This is a genomic window from Oxalobacter formigenes (assembly GCF_002127965.1).
Lineage (GTDB): Bacteria > Pseudomonadota > Gammaproteobacteria > Burkholderiales > Burkholderiaceae_D > Oxalobacter > Oxalobacter formigenes.
The window spans coordinates 2246939-2263216 of record NZ_CP018787.1 but is presented as its reverse complement, the minus strand read 5'-3'; the positions used below and the strand labels follow the sequence as shown (position 1 = coordinate 2263216).

18 protein-coding genes are annotated in these 16278 nt (G+C 49.6%); 12 read left to right on the top strand and 6 right to left on the bottom strand.

Translation table 11 applies throughout. The features are described from left to right. Positions 1–4: 4 nt before the first annotated feature. The 3 genes from BRW83_RS10720 to BRW83_RS10710 all read right to left on the bottom strand — a co-directional run bounded on the left by BRW83_RS10720 (position 5) and on the right by BRW83_RS10710 (position 4511). Positions 5–892 (bottom strand): tetratricopeptide repeat protein, encoded by an 888-nt coding sequence (locus tag BRW83_RS10720; protein WP_005879446.1) that lies wholly within the window; start codon positions 890–892, stop codon positions 5–7. A gap of 359 nt (positions 893–1251) precedes the next feature. Next, positions 1252–3975, bottom strand: coding sequence for an aconitate hydratase AcnA (gene acnA / locus BRW83_RS10715; protein ID WP_005879447.1), 2724 nt, complete (start codon positions 3973–3975; stop codon positions 1252–1254). A 71-nt stretch (positions 3976–4046) separates the two neighbouring features. Further along, positions 4047–4511 (bottom strand): lysozyme inhibitor, encoded by a 465-nt coding sequence (locus BRW83_RS10710; RefSeq protein WP_145814907.1) that lies wholly within the window; start codon positions 4509–4511, stop codon positions 4047–4049. Positions 4512–4557: 46 nt separating this feature from the next. Between BRW83_RS10710 and BRW83_RS10705 the strand changes: the two genes are divergently transcribed. Then, on the top strand, positions 4558–4737 hold the full coding sequence (locus tag BRW83_RS10705; protein ID WP_036602477.1) for a hypothetical protein: 180 nt from the start codon (positions 4558–4560) through the stop codon (positions 4735–4737). Between the two features lie 48 nt (positions 4738–4785). Here the strand turns inward: BRW83_RS10705 and BRW83_RS10700 are convergent, their stop codons facing one another. Then, positions 4786–5760, bottom strand: a complete 975-nt coding sequence (locus tag BRW83_RS10700; RefSeq protein ID WP_036602479.1) for a 2-dehydropantoate 2-reductase — start codon at positions 5758–5760, stop codon at positions 4786–4788. Between the two features lie 139 nt (positions 5761–5899). Here BRW83_RS10700 and BRW83_RS10695 point away from each other — a divergent pair, with 139 nt between their 5' ends. Both BRW83_RS10695 and BRW83_RS10690 read left to right on the top strand, forming a co-directional pair. Next, on the top strand, positions 5900–6775 hold the full coding sequence (locus BRW83_RS10695) for a LysR family transcriptional regulator (RefSeq protein ID WP_005879452.1): 876 nt from the start codon (positions 5900–5902) through the stop codon (positions 6773–6775). Between the two features lie 73 nt (positions 6776–6848). Next, on the top strand, positions 6849–7742 hold the full coding sequence (locus BRW83_RS10690) for a 23S rRNA (adenine(2030)-N(6))-methyltransferase RlmJ (RefSeq protein WP_005879454.1): 894 nt from the start codon (positions 6849–6851) through the stop codon (positions 7740–7742). A gap of 21 nt (positions 7743–7763) precedes the next feature. Here the strand turns inward: BRW83_RS10690 and BRW83_RS10685 are convergent, their stop codons facing one another. Together BRW83_RS10685 and BRW83_RS10680 are read right to left on the bottom strand one after the other, a co-directional pair. Beyond that, positions 7764–8513 (bottom strand): SAM-dependent methyltransferase, encoded by a 750-nt coding sequence (locus tag BRW83_RS10685; protein ID WP_005879456.1) that lies wholly within the window; start codon positions 8511–8513, stop codon positions 7764–7766. Continuing rightward, positions 8510–9130: a Maf family nucleotide pyrophosphatase gene (locus BRW83_RS10680; RefSeq protein WP_005879458.1), complete on the bottom strand. Its 621-nt coding sequence runs from the start codon at positions 9128–9130 to the stop codon at positions 8510–8512. The genes BRW83_RS10685 and BRW83_RS10680 overlap by 4 nt, the downstream gene beginning before the upstream one ends. Before the next feature lie 169 nt (positions 9131–9299). Here BRW83_RS10680 and BRW83_RS10675 point away from each other — a divergent pair, with 169 nt between their 5' ends. The 9 genes from BRW83_RS10675 (at position 9300) to BRW83_RS10635 (ending at position 16219) form a co-directional block, all read left to right on the top strand. Beyond that, positions 9300–9731, top strand: coding sequence for a YceD family protein (locus BRW83_RS10675; protein WP_231284452.1), 432 nt, complete (start codon positions 9300–9302; stop codon positions 9729–9731). Positions 9732–9829: 98 nt separating this feature from the next. Next, complete coding sequence (gene rpmF, locus BRW83_RS10670) at positions 9830–10012, top strand: 50S ribosomal protein L32 (protein ID WP_005879462.1); 183 nt, start codon at positions 9830–9832, stop codon at positions 10010–10012. A gap of 121 nt (positions 10013–10133) precedes the next feature. Next, positions 10134–11243 carry a phosphate acyltransferase PlsX gene (plsX, locus tag BRW83_RS10665; protein ID WP_257789314.1) on the top strand — a complete coding sequence of 370 codons (1110 nt, stop codon included), beginning with the start codon at positions 10134–10136 and terminating at the stop codon, positions 11241–11243. Continuing rightward, positions 11240–12226 (top strand): beta-ketoacyl-ACP synthase III, encoded by a 987-nt coding sequence (locus BRW83_RS10660; RefSeq protein ID WP_005879466.1) that lies wholly within the window; start codon positions 11240–11242, stop codon positions 12224–12226. The genes plsX and BRW83_RS10660 overlap by 4 nt, the downstream gene beginning before the upstream one ends. A gap of 40 nt (positions 12227–12266) precedes the next feature. Continuing rightward, positions 12267–13199 (top strand): ACP S-malonyltransferase, encoded by a 933-nt coding sequence (gene fabD / locus BRW83_RS10655; protein ID WP_005879468.1) that lies wholly within the window; start codon positions 12267–12269, stop codon positions 13197–13199. Further along, positions 13196–13951 carry a 3-oxoacyl-ACP reductase FabG gene (fabG, locus tag BRW83_RS10650; protein WP_005879470.1) on the top strand — a complete coding sequence of 252 codons (756 nt, stop codon included), beginning with the start codon at positions 13196–13198 and terminating at the stop codon, positions 13949–13951. Before fabD ends, fabG begins: the two co-directional genes overlap by 4 nt. Before the next feature lie 167 nt (positions 13952–14118). Then, positions 14119–14358 (top strand): acyl carrier protein, encoded by a 240-nt coding sequence (gene acpP / locus BRW83_RS10645; RefSeq protein ID WP_005879472.1) that lies wholly within the window; start codon positions 14119–14121, stop codon positions 14356–14358. A 36-nt stretch (positions 14359–14394) separates the two neighbouring features. Next, entirely contained in the window at positions 14395–15633 is a 1239-nt protein-coding gene (fabF, locus tag BRW83_RS10640) for a beta-ketoacyl-ACP synthase II (RefSeq protein WP_222431037.1), read from the top strand. A gap of 94 nt (positions 15634–15727) precedes the next feature. Beyond that, positions 15728–16219, top strand: a complete 492-nt coding sequence (locus BRW83_RS10635; protein WP_036602484.1) for a protein YgfX — start codon at positions 15728–15730, stop codon at positions 16217–16219. Positions 16220–16278 lie beyond the last annotated feature (59 nt).

The window sequence follows — 16278 nt, the reverse complement described above, 5'->3', positions numbered from 1 at the left end:
GGCCTTAGGAATGCAGTTGTTTCAACCGTTTCTGTGCAGCCACATTGCCTTGTGTAGCCGCTTTGCGGTACCACATAATGGCTTTGGACACATCCTTTGCAACGCCAATTCCCTTGTCGTACATGACCGCCAGATTGAATTGGGCTTTTGCATAGCCTTTTTCGGCAGCGGCCTCGAACCAGTGGAACGCTTTTTTCTCGTCCTTTTCCAGACCTTTTCCTTCGGAATATAAAATACCCAGTTTGTTTTGCGCTTTCAGGTAACCGGCCCGCGCTGCCTTTGAAAACCAGTAAGCGGACTGTTCATCGTTTTTCACGACACCAAGTCCTCGGGAATACATTACGCCAAGACCGTACTGGGCTTCAGGAAGCTGGTGCATGGCGGCCTTGCGCAGCCATTTGATGGTTTCGGAAAAATCCTGCCGGGTTCCCTTCCCAAGACCATACATGACGGCCAGATTGTATTCCGCATCAGGATAACCCTGAACGGCTGCCTTGCCATACCAGTCGAACGCTTCCTTGTAGTCCTGTTCGACCTCATTGCCATCGTAGTAGGTGACTCCGAGATAATTCTGGGCTCTCGCGAATCCCTGATTGGCAGATTTCATGATCAGATTCAGGCCACGTCCGATATCTTTTCTGACGATCACGCCGTTTTTATACAGAAGGCCGAGGGCATACGTCGATTTCGGGTCGTCCTTTTTCGCGCCCGCCTCAAATAGCGACAGTGCCTGCTGGTAGTTCCCGCTTTTGTAGGCGCTGACACCATCGTTGAAATCGTCAGCAAAGGCAACACCGGCAAGAAGTGACATGGCAAGCAGCAAAAAAGCTCGAAAAAAATGGTTTGCCCTGATATCGAAAGAAAACATTTTTCTGGCAGTCTGGCTGTTCATATGCGGATCTCTGAAATGAAGGTAGGCAATACTTAACTTTAATATAAAAAACAGCCGCTACAACGATTTGTTGAATCTAAAATTTCACTTGAAACTTCATTTTGCAAGAAAACGACGAATTCGTTTTCTTTGAGAGCATATCCTGCTTTAACCCATCTTGCAGGAACAGGCATTTTTTATCTTTTTGAAATCCCTTTTCTCTATTGACTGGTAAAAGTGAAAAAGTTTTTTCTTATTCCATTTTTCTTGATTTTTACATTGCCAGTTTATATAAGAGCGCCGTTTTATCTTCATACAGATTCATCACAAACAGTAAAAAAGGGCCGCGATCGCGGCCCTTTTTTACTGTTTTAGAAGACTCAGTTTGAAAGCAACTGTCTCAAAACGAATGGCAGAATACCGCCATGACGGTAATAATCCACCTCGATCGGCGTGTCGATACGAAGCAACAGGGGCACGTTTTGCGTTGTCCCGTCGGCACGATGGACGACGAGCGTTACATCCTGCAACGGGGTGATGTCGTCCAGTCCTGTCAGATCGAACGTTTCATCACCTTTCAGTCCCAGCGATTCGGCACTGTCATTACCGGTGAACTGAAGTGGCAGAACCGCCATGCCGACCAGATTGGAACGGTGAATACGTTCGAATGAACGGGCGATCACCGCTTTCACGCCCAGCAATTGCGTCCCTTTGGCTGCCCAGTCACGGGAAGAACCGGTACCGTATTCCTCGCCACCGATGACGATGGTCGGCACGTTTTCTTTCTGGTAACGCATGGCCGCGTCGAAAATCGACGTTTCTTCTCCGCCCGGCTGATACAGGGTATACCCGCCTTCACGACGGCTGCCATCCGGGCCGACAGGCAACATCTGGTTCTTGATGCGGACATTGCCGAACGTACCGCGCATCATGACTTCATGGTTGCCGCGACGGGAGCCGAAAGAGTTGAAATTGGCTTTCGAAATGCCATGTTCCATCAGCCATTGACCGGCAGGGCTTTTTTCCTGAATCGAACCGGCAGGTGAAATGTGGTCGGTCGTGATCGAGTCGCCAAAGAGGGCCAGCGCACGGGCTCCCGAAATATTGGCGGAAGCGGCATTCGGTTCCATTCCGAAATCGCTGAAGAAAGGTGGTTCGGCAATATAGGTCGATTGTGGCCAGTCGTAAACGTCACCTGTCGCGAAACCGGCAATTTTCTGCCAGAGTTCGCCCGGAGCCGTTTTGATGTCGCTGTAGTTCTTGCGGAAGGAAGGCGCATCCAGAGCCAGAGGAACCAGCGCAGCCACTTCATGCGAGGTCGGCCAGATATCGGACAGATAAATGTCCTTGCCATCCTTGCCTTTGCCCAGCGGTTCCGTCGTCAGATCGCGTGTGACGTTTCCGGCAATCGCATAGGCCACGACGAGTGGAGGCGAAGCGAGGAAGTTGGCGCGGATGTTCGGATGAATACGGGCTTCGAAGTTCCGGTTGCCGGACAGTACCGCTGCTGCGACCACATCGTTCTTGACGATGGCTTCGTTCATCGCGGGAGTCAGGTCACCGGCATTGCCGATACAGGTGGTGCAACCGTAAGCCGCCACGTTGAAACCGAGTTTTTCCAGATAAGGCAACAGACCGGCTTTCTCAAGATAGTTGGTCACGATTCTGGAACCGGGAGCCAGCGAAGTCTTGATGCGTGGGGAAACCTGAAGACCGGCTTCGACCGCTTTTTTCGCCAGAAGACCTGCAGCCAGCAAAACGGCAGGATTGCTGGTATTGGTACAGGAGGTGATGGCGGCGATCAGGATGTCGCCGTTTTTCAGCTCGACGTTGTCGGAATTGACATAGGTCGCTTCCATATCAGCCGGTTTCTTGTTGAAACCACCGTCCTTGACAGGAGCGCTGAACAATTCGGTAAAGCGTTTTTTCAGGTTGCCCAGTTCGATACGATCCTGTGGCCGTCTTGGGCCCGAAACGGAAGCGGTGACGCTGCCGAGATCGAGATTGACGACGCGGGTGTAATCGATCTGGCCGGCTTTAGGAATGCCGAACATGCCCTGTGCCCTGAAGTAGGATTCAAGGGCGGACACTTCTTCATCGGTACGGCCGGTATTCTTGAAATAGCTGATCGTGGCTTCATCGACAGTGAAGAAACCGATGGTTGCACCATATTCCGGTGCCATATTGGCAATCGTTGCGCGGTCGGTCGCAGACAGGGATGCCGCGCCTTCGCCGAAGAATTCGACGAACTTGCCGACGACTTTTTCCTTGCGCAGGAGTTCGGTAATGGTCAGAACCAGATCGGTTGCGGTGCAACCTTCGCGCAGTTTGCCGGTCAGGTTCATGCCGATGACGTCAGGCGTCAGGAAATAAACCGGCTGTCCGAGCATGCCCGCTTCCGCTTCAATACCGCCGACACCCCAGCCTACGACGCCGACGCCGTTGATCATGGTGGTATGGGAGTCGGTACCGACCAGTGTATCCGGATAATAAACGTCGCCAGCTTCGGCGTCATTACGCTTGTGGACGCCACGGGCCAGATATTCCATATTGACCTGATGGACAATACCGAAACCCGGAGGAACGACACCGAATGTATCGAAAGCCTGCATGCCCCATTTCATGAACTGGTAACGTTCTCGGTTACGGTCGAATTCCAGCTTCATGTTGAGGTCCAGCGCATTGTCCTGACGGAAATAATCGATCTGGACGGAGTGATCCACGACCAGATCGACTGGAACCAGCGGTTCGATCTTTTTCGGATTCTTGCCGGTCTTGACGGCAACGTTTCTCATGGCAGCGAGATCGACAAGCAGCGGAATACCGGTAAAGTCCTGCAAAATCACACGGGCAACGACGAAAGGAATTTCATTTGACCGTTCTTCATTCGGCTTCCAGTTGGCCAATTGGCGCACGTGTTCTTCCGTGATTTTCTTGCCGTCACAATTGCGCAGTACGGATTCGAGAACGATGCGGATGGAGACTGGCAGGCGGGACAAGTCGAGACCGAGTTCTTTCCCCAGAGCGGGAATTGAGTAGAAGTGGCCCTTCTTTTCGTGGGTGACGGGAAATTCTTTATAGGTATTCTGTGTGAAACAAGACATGAAAACTCCAAATACGAATGGCCCTTTTCGGGCCATTCATCAGTCAGACTGAAACAAAAACAATTAAAAGTTCAGTTTTTTGCGGCCACTAAAGCTTTTCTTTGTTCAGGATTACGGCATTCATTAGCCAGCTGGCTTCCTTTTTTGCTATCCAAGAGCATGCTTTTTGCCGGGATGTTTACCCAGACAAGGCCAGTGCTTTTATCTTCATAGCGTTCGGCACCTGTGGTTGTTGCAGTGCGCAGCATACGGTGCATCTTGTTTCGCCATTGAAGATTGACGTAACTTGGATCGTCGGATTTTTTGTAAACGGTTAATTTATTGCCGAGTTCACAATTATATTGTGAACCGCTCATTCCCGCTACATTGACAACTGCTTCTTCTTTTTGTGCAGCCTGTGTTTTTTTAGCAGTTTTTTTCTTGACGGGTTTTTTGGCTTTTTGGGACTTGGTGACAGGTTTGGCCTGCGCAGATCCATAGGTGAATGGAAGAGCGAATCCTGCGACAACGAAAATAGCGGCCAGAAGTTTATGCATGTTAAGCCTCATTCAAAAGAAGAAAATGTGCTGTTGGCACAACTATATGATAATAGTCCTGTGGATAAATCTGCAAGCATTGATACCGCTTTTCTTCAATATTTTTATCGATTTGCGAAGGAATAAAGTTCAAATAAATCAAAAGCTAGCCGCTTTTTGGGCAATGTCTGGCGAAAATCATGGTGAAAAGATTTCCGGCGGGAATATAAATGGCGAAAAGAAATAAAAAAACATCCTGTACTAAAGAAGTGCAGGATGTTTTAACGGACTGTTTTCAATAAAGGCCGGCTTGCCGCCCTCTTGCCTGAACCAGTGTCAACAGAATATCGATTGTCGGAGTCGGAACGTTGGTCAGGCGGCCGAGTTCCTGCACGGCAGTTACCAGTGCATCGATTTCCATCGACCGGTTTCTTTCCAGATCCTGCAGCATGGACATTTTGTGTCCGACCGCTTTGCCCGCTATAGTCAGACGCCTGTCGATCATTTCTTCCGGAATGAAAACGCCCAATGCTTCAGTAACGGCTTTGGCTTCAACCATGGCCTGTCTGCAGAGTTTGCCCAGATCGCCGGACGTGATCTGGTCGAGTGTCGTATGCGTCAAGGCACTGATCGGATTGAAACAGACGTTACCCCACAATTTCAGCCAGACGTTCCATCGGATGGCGTCACGGACGGGGGCGTCGAAATTCGCCGCTTTCATAGCTTCCGACAGCGCCATGACGCGGCCGGATTTGCTGCCGTCGGGTTCGCCTAGAATGAAGCGATTGAATTCATGATGTTCAACCACACCCGGAGCGATGATTTCACAGGCTGGGTCGACGACGCAACCGATAGCGCGTTCCGGCCCGATCAACTTCCACTGTTTTGCTCCGGGATCGACCGATTCGAGATGACGGCCGTCGAATTCGCCGCCGTTTTTGTAAAAATACCACCAGGGAATGCCGTTCATGGCGGTAACCATTGCTGTATCCGGCCCCAAAAGCGGAGCGAACTGCCCGGCTGACTCATAAGATTGATGGGCTTTCAGGGCGCAGATGACATAGTCTTGCGGCCCGAAATCGGCAGGGTTGCTGCTGGCAGGAATCTTTGCATTTTTTTCTTTTCCGCCGATCCGGAGAGTCAGGCCATTCTTTTTGATCGCTTCCAGATGGTCGCCCCGTGCGATAGCACAGACTTCATTTCCGGCCAGAGCCAGTTCAACTGCCAGATAACCGCCGATGGCACCGGCACCGAATATACAGATTTTCATGTTCAGTCTCCTTTTTGGCACAACAGGTTCGGATGAAATAAAAGTGATGTTGATATGAGTATACACAGCTCTTATTTATATAAAAAATACTTTTTTTGTTTATAATAAATATGATTTAAATATAAATTGGAGGTGCCAAATGGATATTCGCCAATTGCGATATTTTTGCGCCATTGCCGAGGAAGGACAGATCAGCCGGGCTGCCCAGAGATTGCATATCGCCCAGCCGCCCCTGAGTTACCAGCTCAAACTGCTGGAGGAAGAATTGGGTGTGAAGCTGATTGACCGGAATACACGCAGCCTCTCCCTGACAAAGGCGGGGCTTGCTTTTTACCAGCGTGCCGAACAGATTCTCGGGTTGATGAAAGTGGCTGCCATCGAAGCCAGGGACGTGGAATATGGCGTCAATGGCGTGTTGACCATCGGCAGCCCTCCTGCCATCGGAAATATCTATATTCCGGAAAGAATAAAGCGTTTTCATCAAGAGTATCCGCATGTCCGCTTCCAGTGGCGGGAAGGGAATACGTATCGCATTCTGGAATTGCTGAATGCGGACATGATTGAATTCGGGATTGCCCGTTTGCCGGTGCCGATGGGGTCTTATGAATCGAAACCCCTGTTGACGGAATCATGGATGGCTGTCTCGCGCAATGACGATCCAAAATGGATCGGAAAAGACAATATCGGACTGGAAGAGCTGGAGGGTATCCCTCTTATATTGATGCAGCGTCAGGCCGGGATTCATTGTCACGATATGGTTATCGATGAAATGAAGAACAAGGGAGTGAATGCCGATGTGTTTTGCGAGAGTGACAATATCTCGGCGATACTTTCACTGGTCGAAGCGGAACTGGGCATCGCCATATTGCCGGTATCGACATTGTCGGTCAGGCCTTCCGGCGATTTTCATGCAATGGCAATTGCCAATTGCCAATTGCAATCGTCCTCCGCCATTTTGTGGAAAAAAGACAAGCCACTGTCGGCAGCCGCAAAATTGTTTCTGGAAATGTTCTGAAAGCCTTACAACAAGGTTTTGGCAGAAGTTAAAATAGCCGTTTACTTTATCAAATTGAAAGAAGGTCAGGCATATGTTCAGTTATCAACACGCTTTTCATGCAGGCAATCATGCAGATGTTTTAAAGCATGTCGTGCTGATACAGACACTTGCATATGCCATTCAGAAAGAAGCGCCGGTGTTTTATGTCGATACCCATGCAGGGTCAGGGGTTTATTCCTTAAAAGGTGCACAGGCGCAGAAAAGTGCAGAATCCGAAACGGGTATCCATAAATTATGGCCCGAAAAGGAGGCACCCGCTCATATCGCGGATTACCTGAACCTGATTCGTGAGATGAATCCTTCAGGCAGACTCCAATATTATCCGGGTTCCCCTTTCATAGCGGAAAAGGTATTGCGTTCACAGGACAGGTTACGTCTTTATGAACTGCATCCGGCGGAAATCCAGAATCTGGCCAAAAATTTTCAGGAATTGGCGAAACAGGAACAGCTGGGCGGCGGGCGCCCTGCCGGGCGTGGAAAACGGGTCATCGTAGACCGGAATGACGGGTTTGCGGCATTGAAAGCAGTATTGCCGCCTCCCGGCAGAAGGGCCGTGGTGCTGATCGATCCGCCTTATGAAAACAAGATGGATTACCAGAAAGTCGTCGAGAGCATGGCCGATGCAATGAAACGTTTTCCGACGGGAACCTACCTTATCTGGTATCCCGTCTTGCAAAGGCCTGAATCGCAACGTTTTGCCGAACGTCTGAAAAAAACAGTCAATCAGGAATGGCTGAATGTGACGCTTTCGATTGGCAGCCAGACTCCGGACGGTTTCGGCCTCGTCTCAAGCGGCATGTTTGTCGTCAATCCGCCCTGGAAACTGGCGGAGGAATTGAAGGAAACGATGCCGTATCTCGTCTCTGTCCTTCAAAAGGACAGTGGCGCCGCTTACCTTCTTGAAGCGGGTACTGGCAAGTCCTGAAACCATATTTCAATCAGGAAACTAGTTTGCCAGAAACAGGAAAACAGTCGGTTTTTTCTGGAAATCCGGCAGTTTTCCCTTTCCGATTTGCTGTTTCCATTCGGAAACCGGCAGGGTTCTGACCGACTCGGAAGAAAGAGTCATGTCGGTTGCGACGCAAAGTAATGTATCCGGGCGGCAAGCTGCGCACAATGCCTTTAAAAACGGCTCGTTCCGGTAAGGCGTTTCAATGAAAATCTGGGTCTGCCTGTCGTGTCTCGACCGTTCTTCCAGGGCCCGTATTTGACGGCTGCGTTGCTCGTTATCGGTAGGCAAATAACCGTTAAAGGCGAAACTCTGGCCGTTCAGGCCGCTTGCCATCAGGGCCAGTAACAGGGAAGAGGGGCCGACCAGTGGTTTGACGGGGATGTTTTTTTCATGCGCGAGACGCACCAGATCGGCACCCGGATCGGCGACAGCGGGAACACCCGCTTCCGATATCAGGCCGACGTTTTTTCCATCCAGTAAGGGTTTCAGCAGTTCCGGCAGTTTTGCCTTGTCTGTGCGGATGTTCAGCTCGGCAATGTCGATTTGCTGGAGAGGCAGTTTCAGGGGAGATATTTCTGCAATCCGCTTCAGGTGGGCACGGGCTGATTTGGCGTTTTCCGCAATGAAACAGTCGAGAGACGCGGTGATTTCACTGACTGAATCGGGAATCATGTCAGTCAGGCTCATATTGGTGTGATCGCCGCCCAATGTATTGGGGATCAGGTATAAAGTGCCTTTGCTCATTTTGCCGCTCCCGAAAAAAAAGACAGTCCGCATTGGCGCAACATGGTCGTCAAGGCAATAAGAGGCAGGCCGGTCAGGGCGGTTGGGTCGCTGCTTTCGATTTTTTCAAGAATGGCGATACCGAGAGCCTCGTTTTTTGCGCTTCCCGCACAATCGTATGGCTCTTCAATGTTGAGATACGCTTTCAGTTCTTCGTCGGGCAGATCCCGGAAGGTGACGACTGTTTTGACGATCTCTTTTTGTGCGGTCTTGTCGGGATCGGCGTCCATTCCGTTCCAGACGCACAGGGCGGTATGAAAATTGACTTCCCGGCCACGCATTTTTTGCAACTGGGCAAGCGCTTTTTCAAAGGTGCCGGGTTTTCCGATTTGTTCTCCCTGGCATTCTGCCACCTGATCCGATCCGATGACGATGGAACCGGGATACTGCATTCCTATGGCCTTTGCCTTCAGATAGGCCAGTCTTGATGCTGTTTCCTGTGGTTTTTCATCGGGAAACGGGGTTTCGTCGATGTCCGGGCTGATGGCTGTAAAGGGGAAGCCGAGTCGCGACAGTAATTCCTTGCGGTATTTCGATGAGGACGCCAGTATGAGTTTGTGAGTTGAATCGGGAAGCATAATGGTCAGTGGAATATGAGTGTATTAATTAGTGTACTAAAGCTTTGACTAATAAGAAATAATTTTGTTAAAATTATGAATTTACCGCTCTTTGCGAGCTATGAACTCATATTTGATCGATCCATTTGAATTTTGTCGCAACGGCGGATCTTTAAAGGGAAACGCTTCCTTGTCAGAATTGAACCGGCTCTCAGCTGTCTGTGCCGATCAGGCGGGCGAGCTGAAATGGGAAGTAACGGGTACTGTCAACAAGCGAAATCAGCCAGAGTTGAGTCTGGAGGTATCCGGTACGGTCAACCTGATGTGTCAGCGCTGTCTGTCACCGCTCGTGTTCGACGTCGATTCCGAAACGACGGTTCTGGTTGCAAAAACCGAAGAACAGGCCGATGAAATGGAAGAAACGCTCGGTAATGAAGACTCGGTGGAAGTTATCGTCGCTGACGGGAAAATAAATGTTCTGGATTTGATTGAAGACGAAGCCCTGTTGTCTTTGCCTTTATCGTCAAAACATGAGGTTTGTCCCGATTCTTCAATGGGTGAGTTGAAAAACAACATTCAATCTCCTTTTTCCGTTTTGGGGAAGTTGAAGAAAAAGGAATAACAACAAAAAATGAATTTGTAAGGATCTAAATCCATTTTGTAACAATACAACAAGGTGGATGTGTTAGAATTTTTCGAAAATTTGATTCAGGAGTAATTATGGCAGTCCAACAAAATAAAAAATCGCCGTCGAAACGCGGCATGCGTCGTTCACATGATTTTCTGGAAGCAACCCAGTTATCAGTTGAGCCGACTTCCGGTGAGAAACATCGCCGCCATCATATCAGCCCAAACGGCTTTTATCGTGGCAAAAAAGTGTTGAACACCCAAAACGATCAGTAAACATCCAGAATGTTGATGAAATCAATGGCGCAATAGGTTTTGGTACCTGGGCGCCTTTTTTATTGTTGCTTTTTGCGTGATTAGGTAACGTAGGGAGACGGATAAAAAATCCGGTTTAAACGTGCTTCAGAACGAAACAGAAACTGTAAAAATTTCGATTGATTGTATGGGGGGGGACCATGGCCTGTCTGTCACTGTGCCTGCGTCTCTTTCCTTCTTGAAACAGGAAGCTGCGGCCGAGCTTGTTCTCGTTGGTCCGCAGGAATTGATTGAAGCCGAGCTGAGAAAGCACAAGGCTGAAAATCATCCCCGCATCAAGGTGAAAAATGCCAGCGAGATCGTCAAGATGGACGATCCGATCGAAGTTGCCTTGCGCAGAAAAAAAGATTCATCCATGCGTGTCGCCATCCAGCTGGTCAAGGATGGTGAGGTTCATGCCTGTGTGTCTGCTGGTAATACGGGCGCCCTGATGGCCATTTCGCGCTATCTTCTCAAAACGATGCCGGGTGTTGATCGTCCGGCTATTTGCGCCATTTTGCCGAACCAGAAAAACGGGCCGACCTATGTTCTCGATCTTGGGGCAAATGTCGATTGTGAGGCTGAACATCTTCATCAGTTCGCCCTGATGGGGTCAGCACTGTTTGCCAATATCGAAGGCAATCCGCATCCCAAAATCGGACTCTTAAATGTCGGAACCGAAGCCATCAAGGGAAACGATGTCGTAAAAAAAGCAGGCGATTTGCTCCATATCGAACACGAGAATGGTACACTTAATTTCTATGGCAACGCAGAAGGCAACGATATTTTCGAGGGTACCTGCGATGTCATTGTTTGCGACGGGTTTGTTGGAAACGTCACATTGAAATCCATTGAAGGGCTTGGTCGATTTGTCCGCAATGTGCTGGTGACAGAATTCAGAAGCAGTCTCTTGAATGGCCTTGGTGCTCTTCTGGCAGGAAAAGCCCTGAAATCGATCAGGCAGCGACTGAATCCTTCACGCTTCAATGGGGCGTGCATGCTGGGTTTGCGCGGTCTGGTTTTCAAGAGCCACGGCAGTGCAGATGCCTATGCATACGAATGTGCCATAAGACGGGCGCATGAAGCGGTCAGACGCGACGTATTGTTGAGAATATCGACAACGATGGCTGAACTGCTTCAAAAATCAAAAGAACATCATGCAGTAGAAAAAACCAATACAGAAAACGGGATACAGGAACAAGAAACAGTATGACCATCTACGCCAAAATAATCGGTACCGGTAGCTATTTACCTCCAAAACGGATTACAAATGACGAACTGGCCGCAATACTGGCCAAACAGGGGGTCGAGACCTCTGACGAATGGATCAGAACCCGAAGCGGAATTCTGGCGCGCCATTATGCCGATGAAGGCGTTCAGTCCAGTGATCTGGGGGTCAAGGCAGCTGAAAAAGCGCTTGAAATGGCAAAATGCCAGGCTAACGATATCGACATGATTATTCTGGCGACGTCCACCCCTGATTTTTTTGGCGGTTTCCCGAGCACGGCCTGTATGGTCCAGAAAAAACTGGGCGTTACCAGCAATTGTGCCGCTTTCGACGTGCAGGCAGTTTGCAGCGGTTTCTTGTATGCACTGTCCGTCGCGGACAGTTTTATCCGGGCAGGTGTCTATAAAAAGGTTCTGGTCGTTGGTGCTGAAACCTATTCCCGCATTGTCGACTATAACGACAGGACGACCTGTGTCCTGTTTGGCGATGGAGCCGGTGCTGTTGTCCTGTCCGCATCCGACGAACCCGGTATTATGGCGACAGCCCTGCATGCTGACGGCAACTATGGTGATATCCTCTCTTTACCGGGCAAACTGAGTAATGGCGTTGTTGAAGGCAAGGCTTTCGTCTATATGGACGGAAAGGCCGTTTTCAAACTGGCAGTGACATGGATGGACAAGGTCGGTCTGGAAGCAATGGGCAAGGCCGGGCTGAAAAATACGGATATCGACTGGATGATCCCTCATCAGGCCAATTTGCGCATCATGCAAAGTTCGGCCAGGAAACTGGATATTCCGGATGAAAAAATCATTGTCACCGTCGACCAGCATGGTAATACTTCGGCGGCATCCATTCCGCTGGCAATCGATACCGGTGTGCGCGACGGCCGTATCAAACCGGGGCAGAATATTCTTCTGGCAGCCATCGGCGGCGGTTTGACCTGGGGTGCTGTTGTAGCCAAAATGTAATGCCTCCAATTTTGACGATTAACGAAGAGATTAAATAGCTATGCCTAAATTTGCTTTTGTTTTTCCCGGACAGGGCTCGCAAGCGGTCGGAATGTTAAATGGCTTTGCCGACAATAAAGTAGTGCAGGACACACTTGCCGAAGCATCCGACGCACTGGGCTTCGATCTGGGCAAAATGATTGCTGAAGGTCCCAAGGAAGATCTGGACCTGACCACCAATACCCAGCCGGTCATGCTGACATCGTCTGTCGCTTTTTATCGTGCCTGGATAGCTGCCGGTGGCGCTTTACCTGAAGTCGTTGCCGGACACAGCCTTGGTGAATTTTCCGCTCTTGTCGCTTCTGGCGTCATTCCTTTCGCGGATGCGGTCAAACTGGTCCGTTTCCGTGCGCAGGCCATGCAGGAAGCGGTTCCTGTCGGTCAGGGCAGCATGGCAGCGATCATTGGTCTCTCTGGCGATGAGGTCAAGGCAGCCTGCGGCGAAGCCGCGCAGGGTGAAGTGGTCGAACCGGCCAATTTCAACTCGCCGACCCAGATCGTGATTGCAGGCCATAATACGGCACTTGCCCGCGCATGTGACATCGCAAAAGCCAAAGGTGCGAAACGTGCGTTGATGCTTCCGGTATCCGCTCCTTTCCATTCTTCTTTATTGCAACCTGCTTCGGTCCGGCTTGCTGAATATATGTCGAAGCTGGATTTCTCGGCTCCGCAAATCCCATTGATCAATAACGTGGATGTTGCTATCCTCTCCAATCCTGAAGAAATCAAGGATGCGCTGGTCCGTCAGGTTGCCAGCTCCGTCCGCTGGGTTGAAACGATTGAAAAGATGGCAGGCATGGGCATTACGCATGTGGTTGAATGCGGCCCGGGCAAAGTGCTTGCCGGTTTGTCCAAACGTATTGATTCTTCTCTGACTGGTGACGCTATTGTCGATCAGGCTTCTCTGGATAAGGTATTGGAGACTCTGAAATGAGTGAACAGGATTTGACAGGAAAAATCGCGCTGGTAACAGGTGCCTCCCGCGGGATCGGCCACGCCATTGCAATGGAACTGGCCGCTCATGGCGCTATCGTCATCGGAACGGCCACTTCGGAAGCCGGTGCACAACATATTTCGCAGGATCTCGCTACGGTTCGCCCTGATGCCGGAAAAGGCATTGTATTGAATGTGGCCGACGCTGACCGTTCACGCGAAGTCATCGATGAAATCCAGAAAGAGTATGGCGCCATTCATATCCTGATCAATAACGCGGGCATTACGCAGGATCAGCTGGCCATGCGCATGAAAGACGAAGACTGGGACAAGGTCATCGACGTCAATCTGACAGCGGTTGCCCGCTTGTCCCGTGGCGTTTTGCGCGGCATGATGAAAGCCAAGGAAGGCCGCATCATCAACATTACCTCGGTTGTCGGGTCGATCGGCAATGCCGGACAAATGAATTATGCCGCTTCCAAGGCGGGTGTCGAAAGCATGAGCCGTGCGCTGGCCCGTGAAGTCGGCAGTCGCAATATTACGGTCAACTGTATCGCTCCGGGCTTTATCGATACCGACATGACGAAATCCCTGCCTGAAGAAGTCGTAACAGGCATGTTGAAACAGATTCCTCTGGCCCGTTTCGGCAATCCCGAAGACGTGGCCGCCACAGCCGCCTTTCTGGCTTCACCAAAAGCAGCTTATATTACGGGCACCGTTGTGCACGTGAATGGCGGCATGTTTATGAACTGAACGAGAAAGGACCGTTTATCAGCAGATTTTTTTGACTATAATTATTTCACTTAAGCAAGAACTTAACCTGTGAAGTGAATTTTTTTGCGCAAACCTGCTAAAATGCGCGCACTTTTTCTACAAATTTTTATATAAATTACTAATTTTTTATAACTTGGAGCCAACAAATGTCCGATATCGAACAACGTGTAAAGAAAATCGTTGCTGAGCAACTGGGTGTTGCTGAAGACGAAATCAAACTGGAATCGTCTTTCGTGGATGATCTGGGTGCTGATTCGCTTGATACCGTAGAACTCGTCATGGCGCTGGAAGACGAATTTGAAATTGAAATTCCGGACGAACAGGCTGAAAAAATCACGACTGTTCAACAGGCCGTCGATTATGCAACAGCCAACATGCAGTCCTGATCAAATTTAAAGAATAGGGAGAGCAGCTTGAGCCGTATGGGACAACGCCGGGTCGTGATTACCGGACTGGGATGTATTTCGCCTGTAGGTAATACTGTAGCTGAAATGTGGGATGCAGTAACATCGGGTAAATCCGGTATTGGACCCATTACGCGGTTCGATGCATCTGCCTTCAGCACGACTTTTGCAGGCGAAGTAAAGGATTTCCCGCTGGAAAAATATATTCCAGGCAAAGAATCACGTCATATGGATACCTTCATTCATTATGGAATGGCTGCAGGTATTCAGGCAATCGAAGATAGTGGTCTGGTCATTACAGACGAAAATGCCGGCCGTATCGGCGTCAATATTGGATCGGGTATCGGTGGTTTGCCCATGATCGAACAAACGCATGGAGAACTGGAAAAACGCGGTCCACGCCGTATCAGCCCATTCTTCGTGCCGTCTTCGATCATCAATATGATTTCCGGTTTTCTTTCTATCCGTTATGGTTTGAAAGGGCCGAACCTGTCGATCGTCACAGCCTGTTCAACCGGTTTGCATTCCATCGGTTTTGGCGCACGTATCATCGCTTATGGTGATGCCGACGTCATGGTTGCAGGCGGTTCGGAATCGACCATTTCTCCATTGGGTCTGGGAGGCTTTGCCGCTGCCCGTGCCCTTTCCTCGAGAAATGACGATCCTGCAACGGCTTCAAGACCGTGGGATAAAGACAGGGATGGTTTTGTTCTGGGTGAAGGTTCCGGCGTACTGGTTCTGGAAGAATATGAACACGCCAAGGCCCGTGGCGCCAGGATCTACGCTGAAATCGTCGGTTTCGGTATGAGCGCTGACGCAAACCATATGACGGCTCCTCTGGAAGACGGAAGTGGCGCCAGCACTTGTATGGTCAATGCGATCAACGATGCCCAGATCAATCCTGATCAGGTCAATTACATCAATGCACACGGCACGTCGACTCCGCTGGGTGACATTGCTGAAACGACTGCTGTCAAACGGACGCTGGGTGAACACGCCAAAAACGTTGTCATCAGTTCTTCCAAATCCATGGTCGGCCATCTTCTGGGTGGCGCTGGCGGTCTGGAATCGGTTATTACGGCGCTGGCTGTTTATAATCAGGTTGCGCCTCCAACGATCAACATTTTCAATCAGGACCCTCTTTGTGATCTGGACTATTGCGCCAACACAGCCAGGGATATGAAGATTGATTATGCCCTGAAGAACTCGTTTGGTTTTGGCGGTACAAACGGCTCGCTGATCTTCGGCAAGATCTGATCCTTGTTGCCTTTTAAAGCCACATTCACAAGCAGTGAATGTGGCTTTTGTCATTTATTAGTCGCTCGAAAAGCATTTACAGCATGGTCCAGTCATGTCGATAGCCATATCTGCGGAAATCAGGCCTTCCAGGACTTTTTCCTTTTTTTATCTCGGCTTTGCAGCCGCTTTTTTCATGACGGGTATTTTGACCAGTCTGGGGAAAATCGGCAATTTCGAGACCATCGCCCGTCAATTGCTGGCACTCTCGATGTTTTTGGTTGCCTGCTTTCTCATTTTTAGCTATTTCAGGTCAAGAAAAACGCTTCTGATTGATATTTCTGGTAACGGACAAATACGCTTGAAGGAATATAGGAGAAGTGTTTCAAAACCATCGACAGAGGATGTCCGTTTTTCGGCTTACAGCGAAATCTGGGAATTATCGGAAAATTCAACGGTATGGCCGACTTTCATGATTTTGCAACTGAAAGCGGAAAACGGAAAAAAGGCCAAAGTCCTGATATGTCGGGATTGCCTGAAGAAAGAACAATTCAAATCGTTATATACCTCGATTCGATGGATTGAAGCTCACAGAAAAAATGTATGAAAAAAATGGAAATTTTGTGAACTTATTGCAATGAAGTAACTCAAAGGAGTTACGAGCGG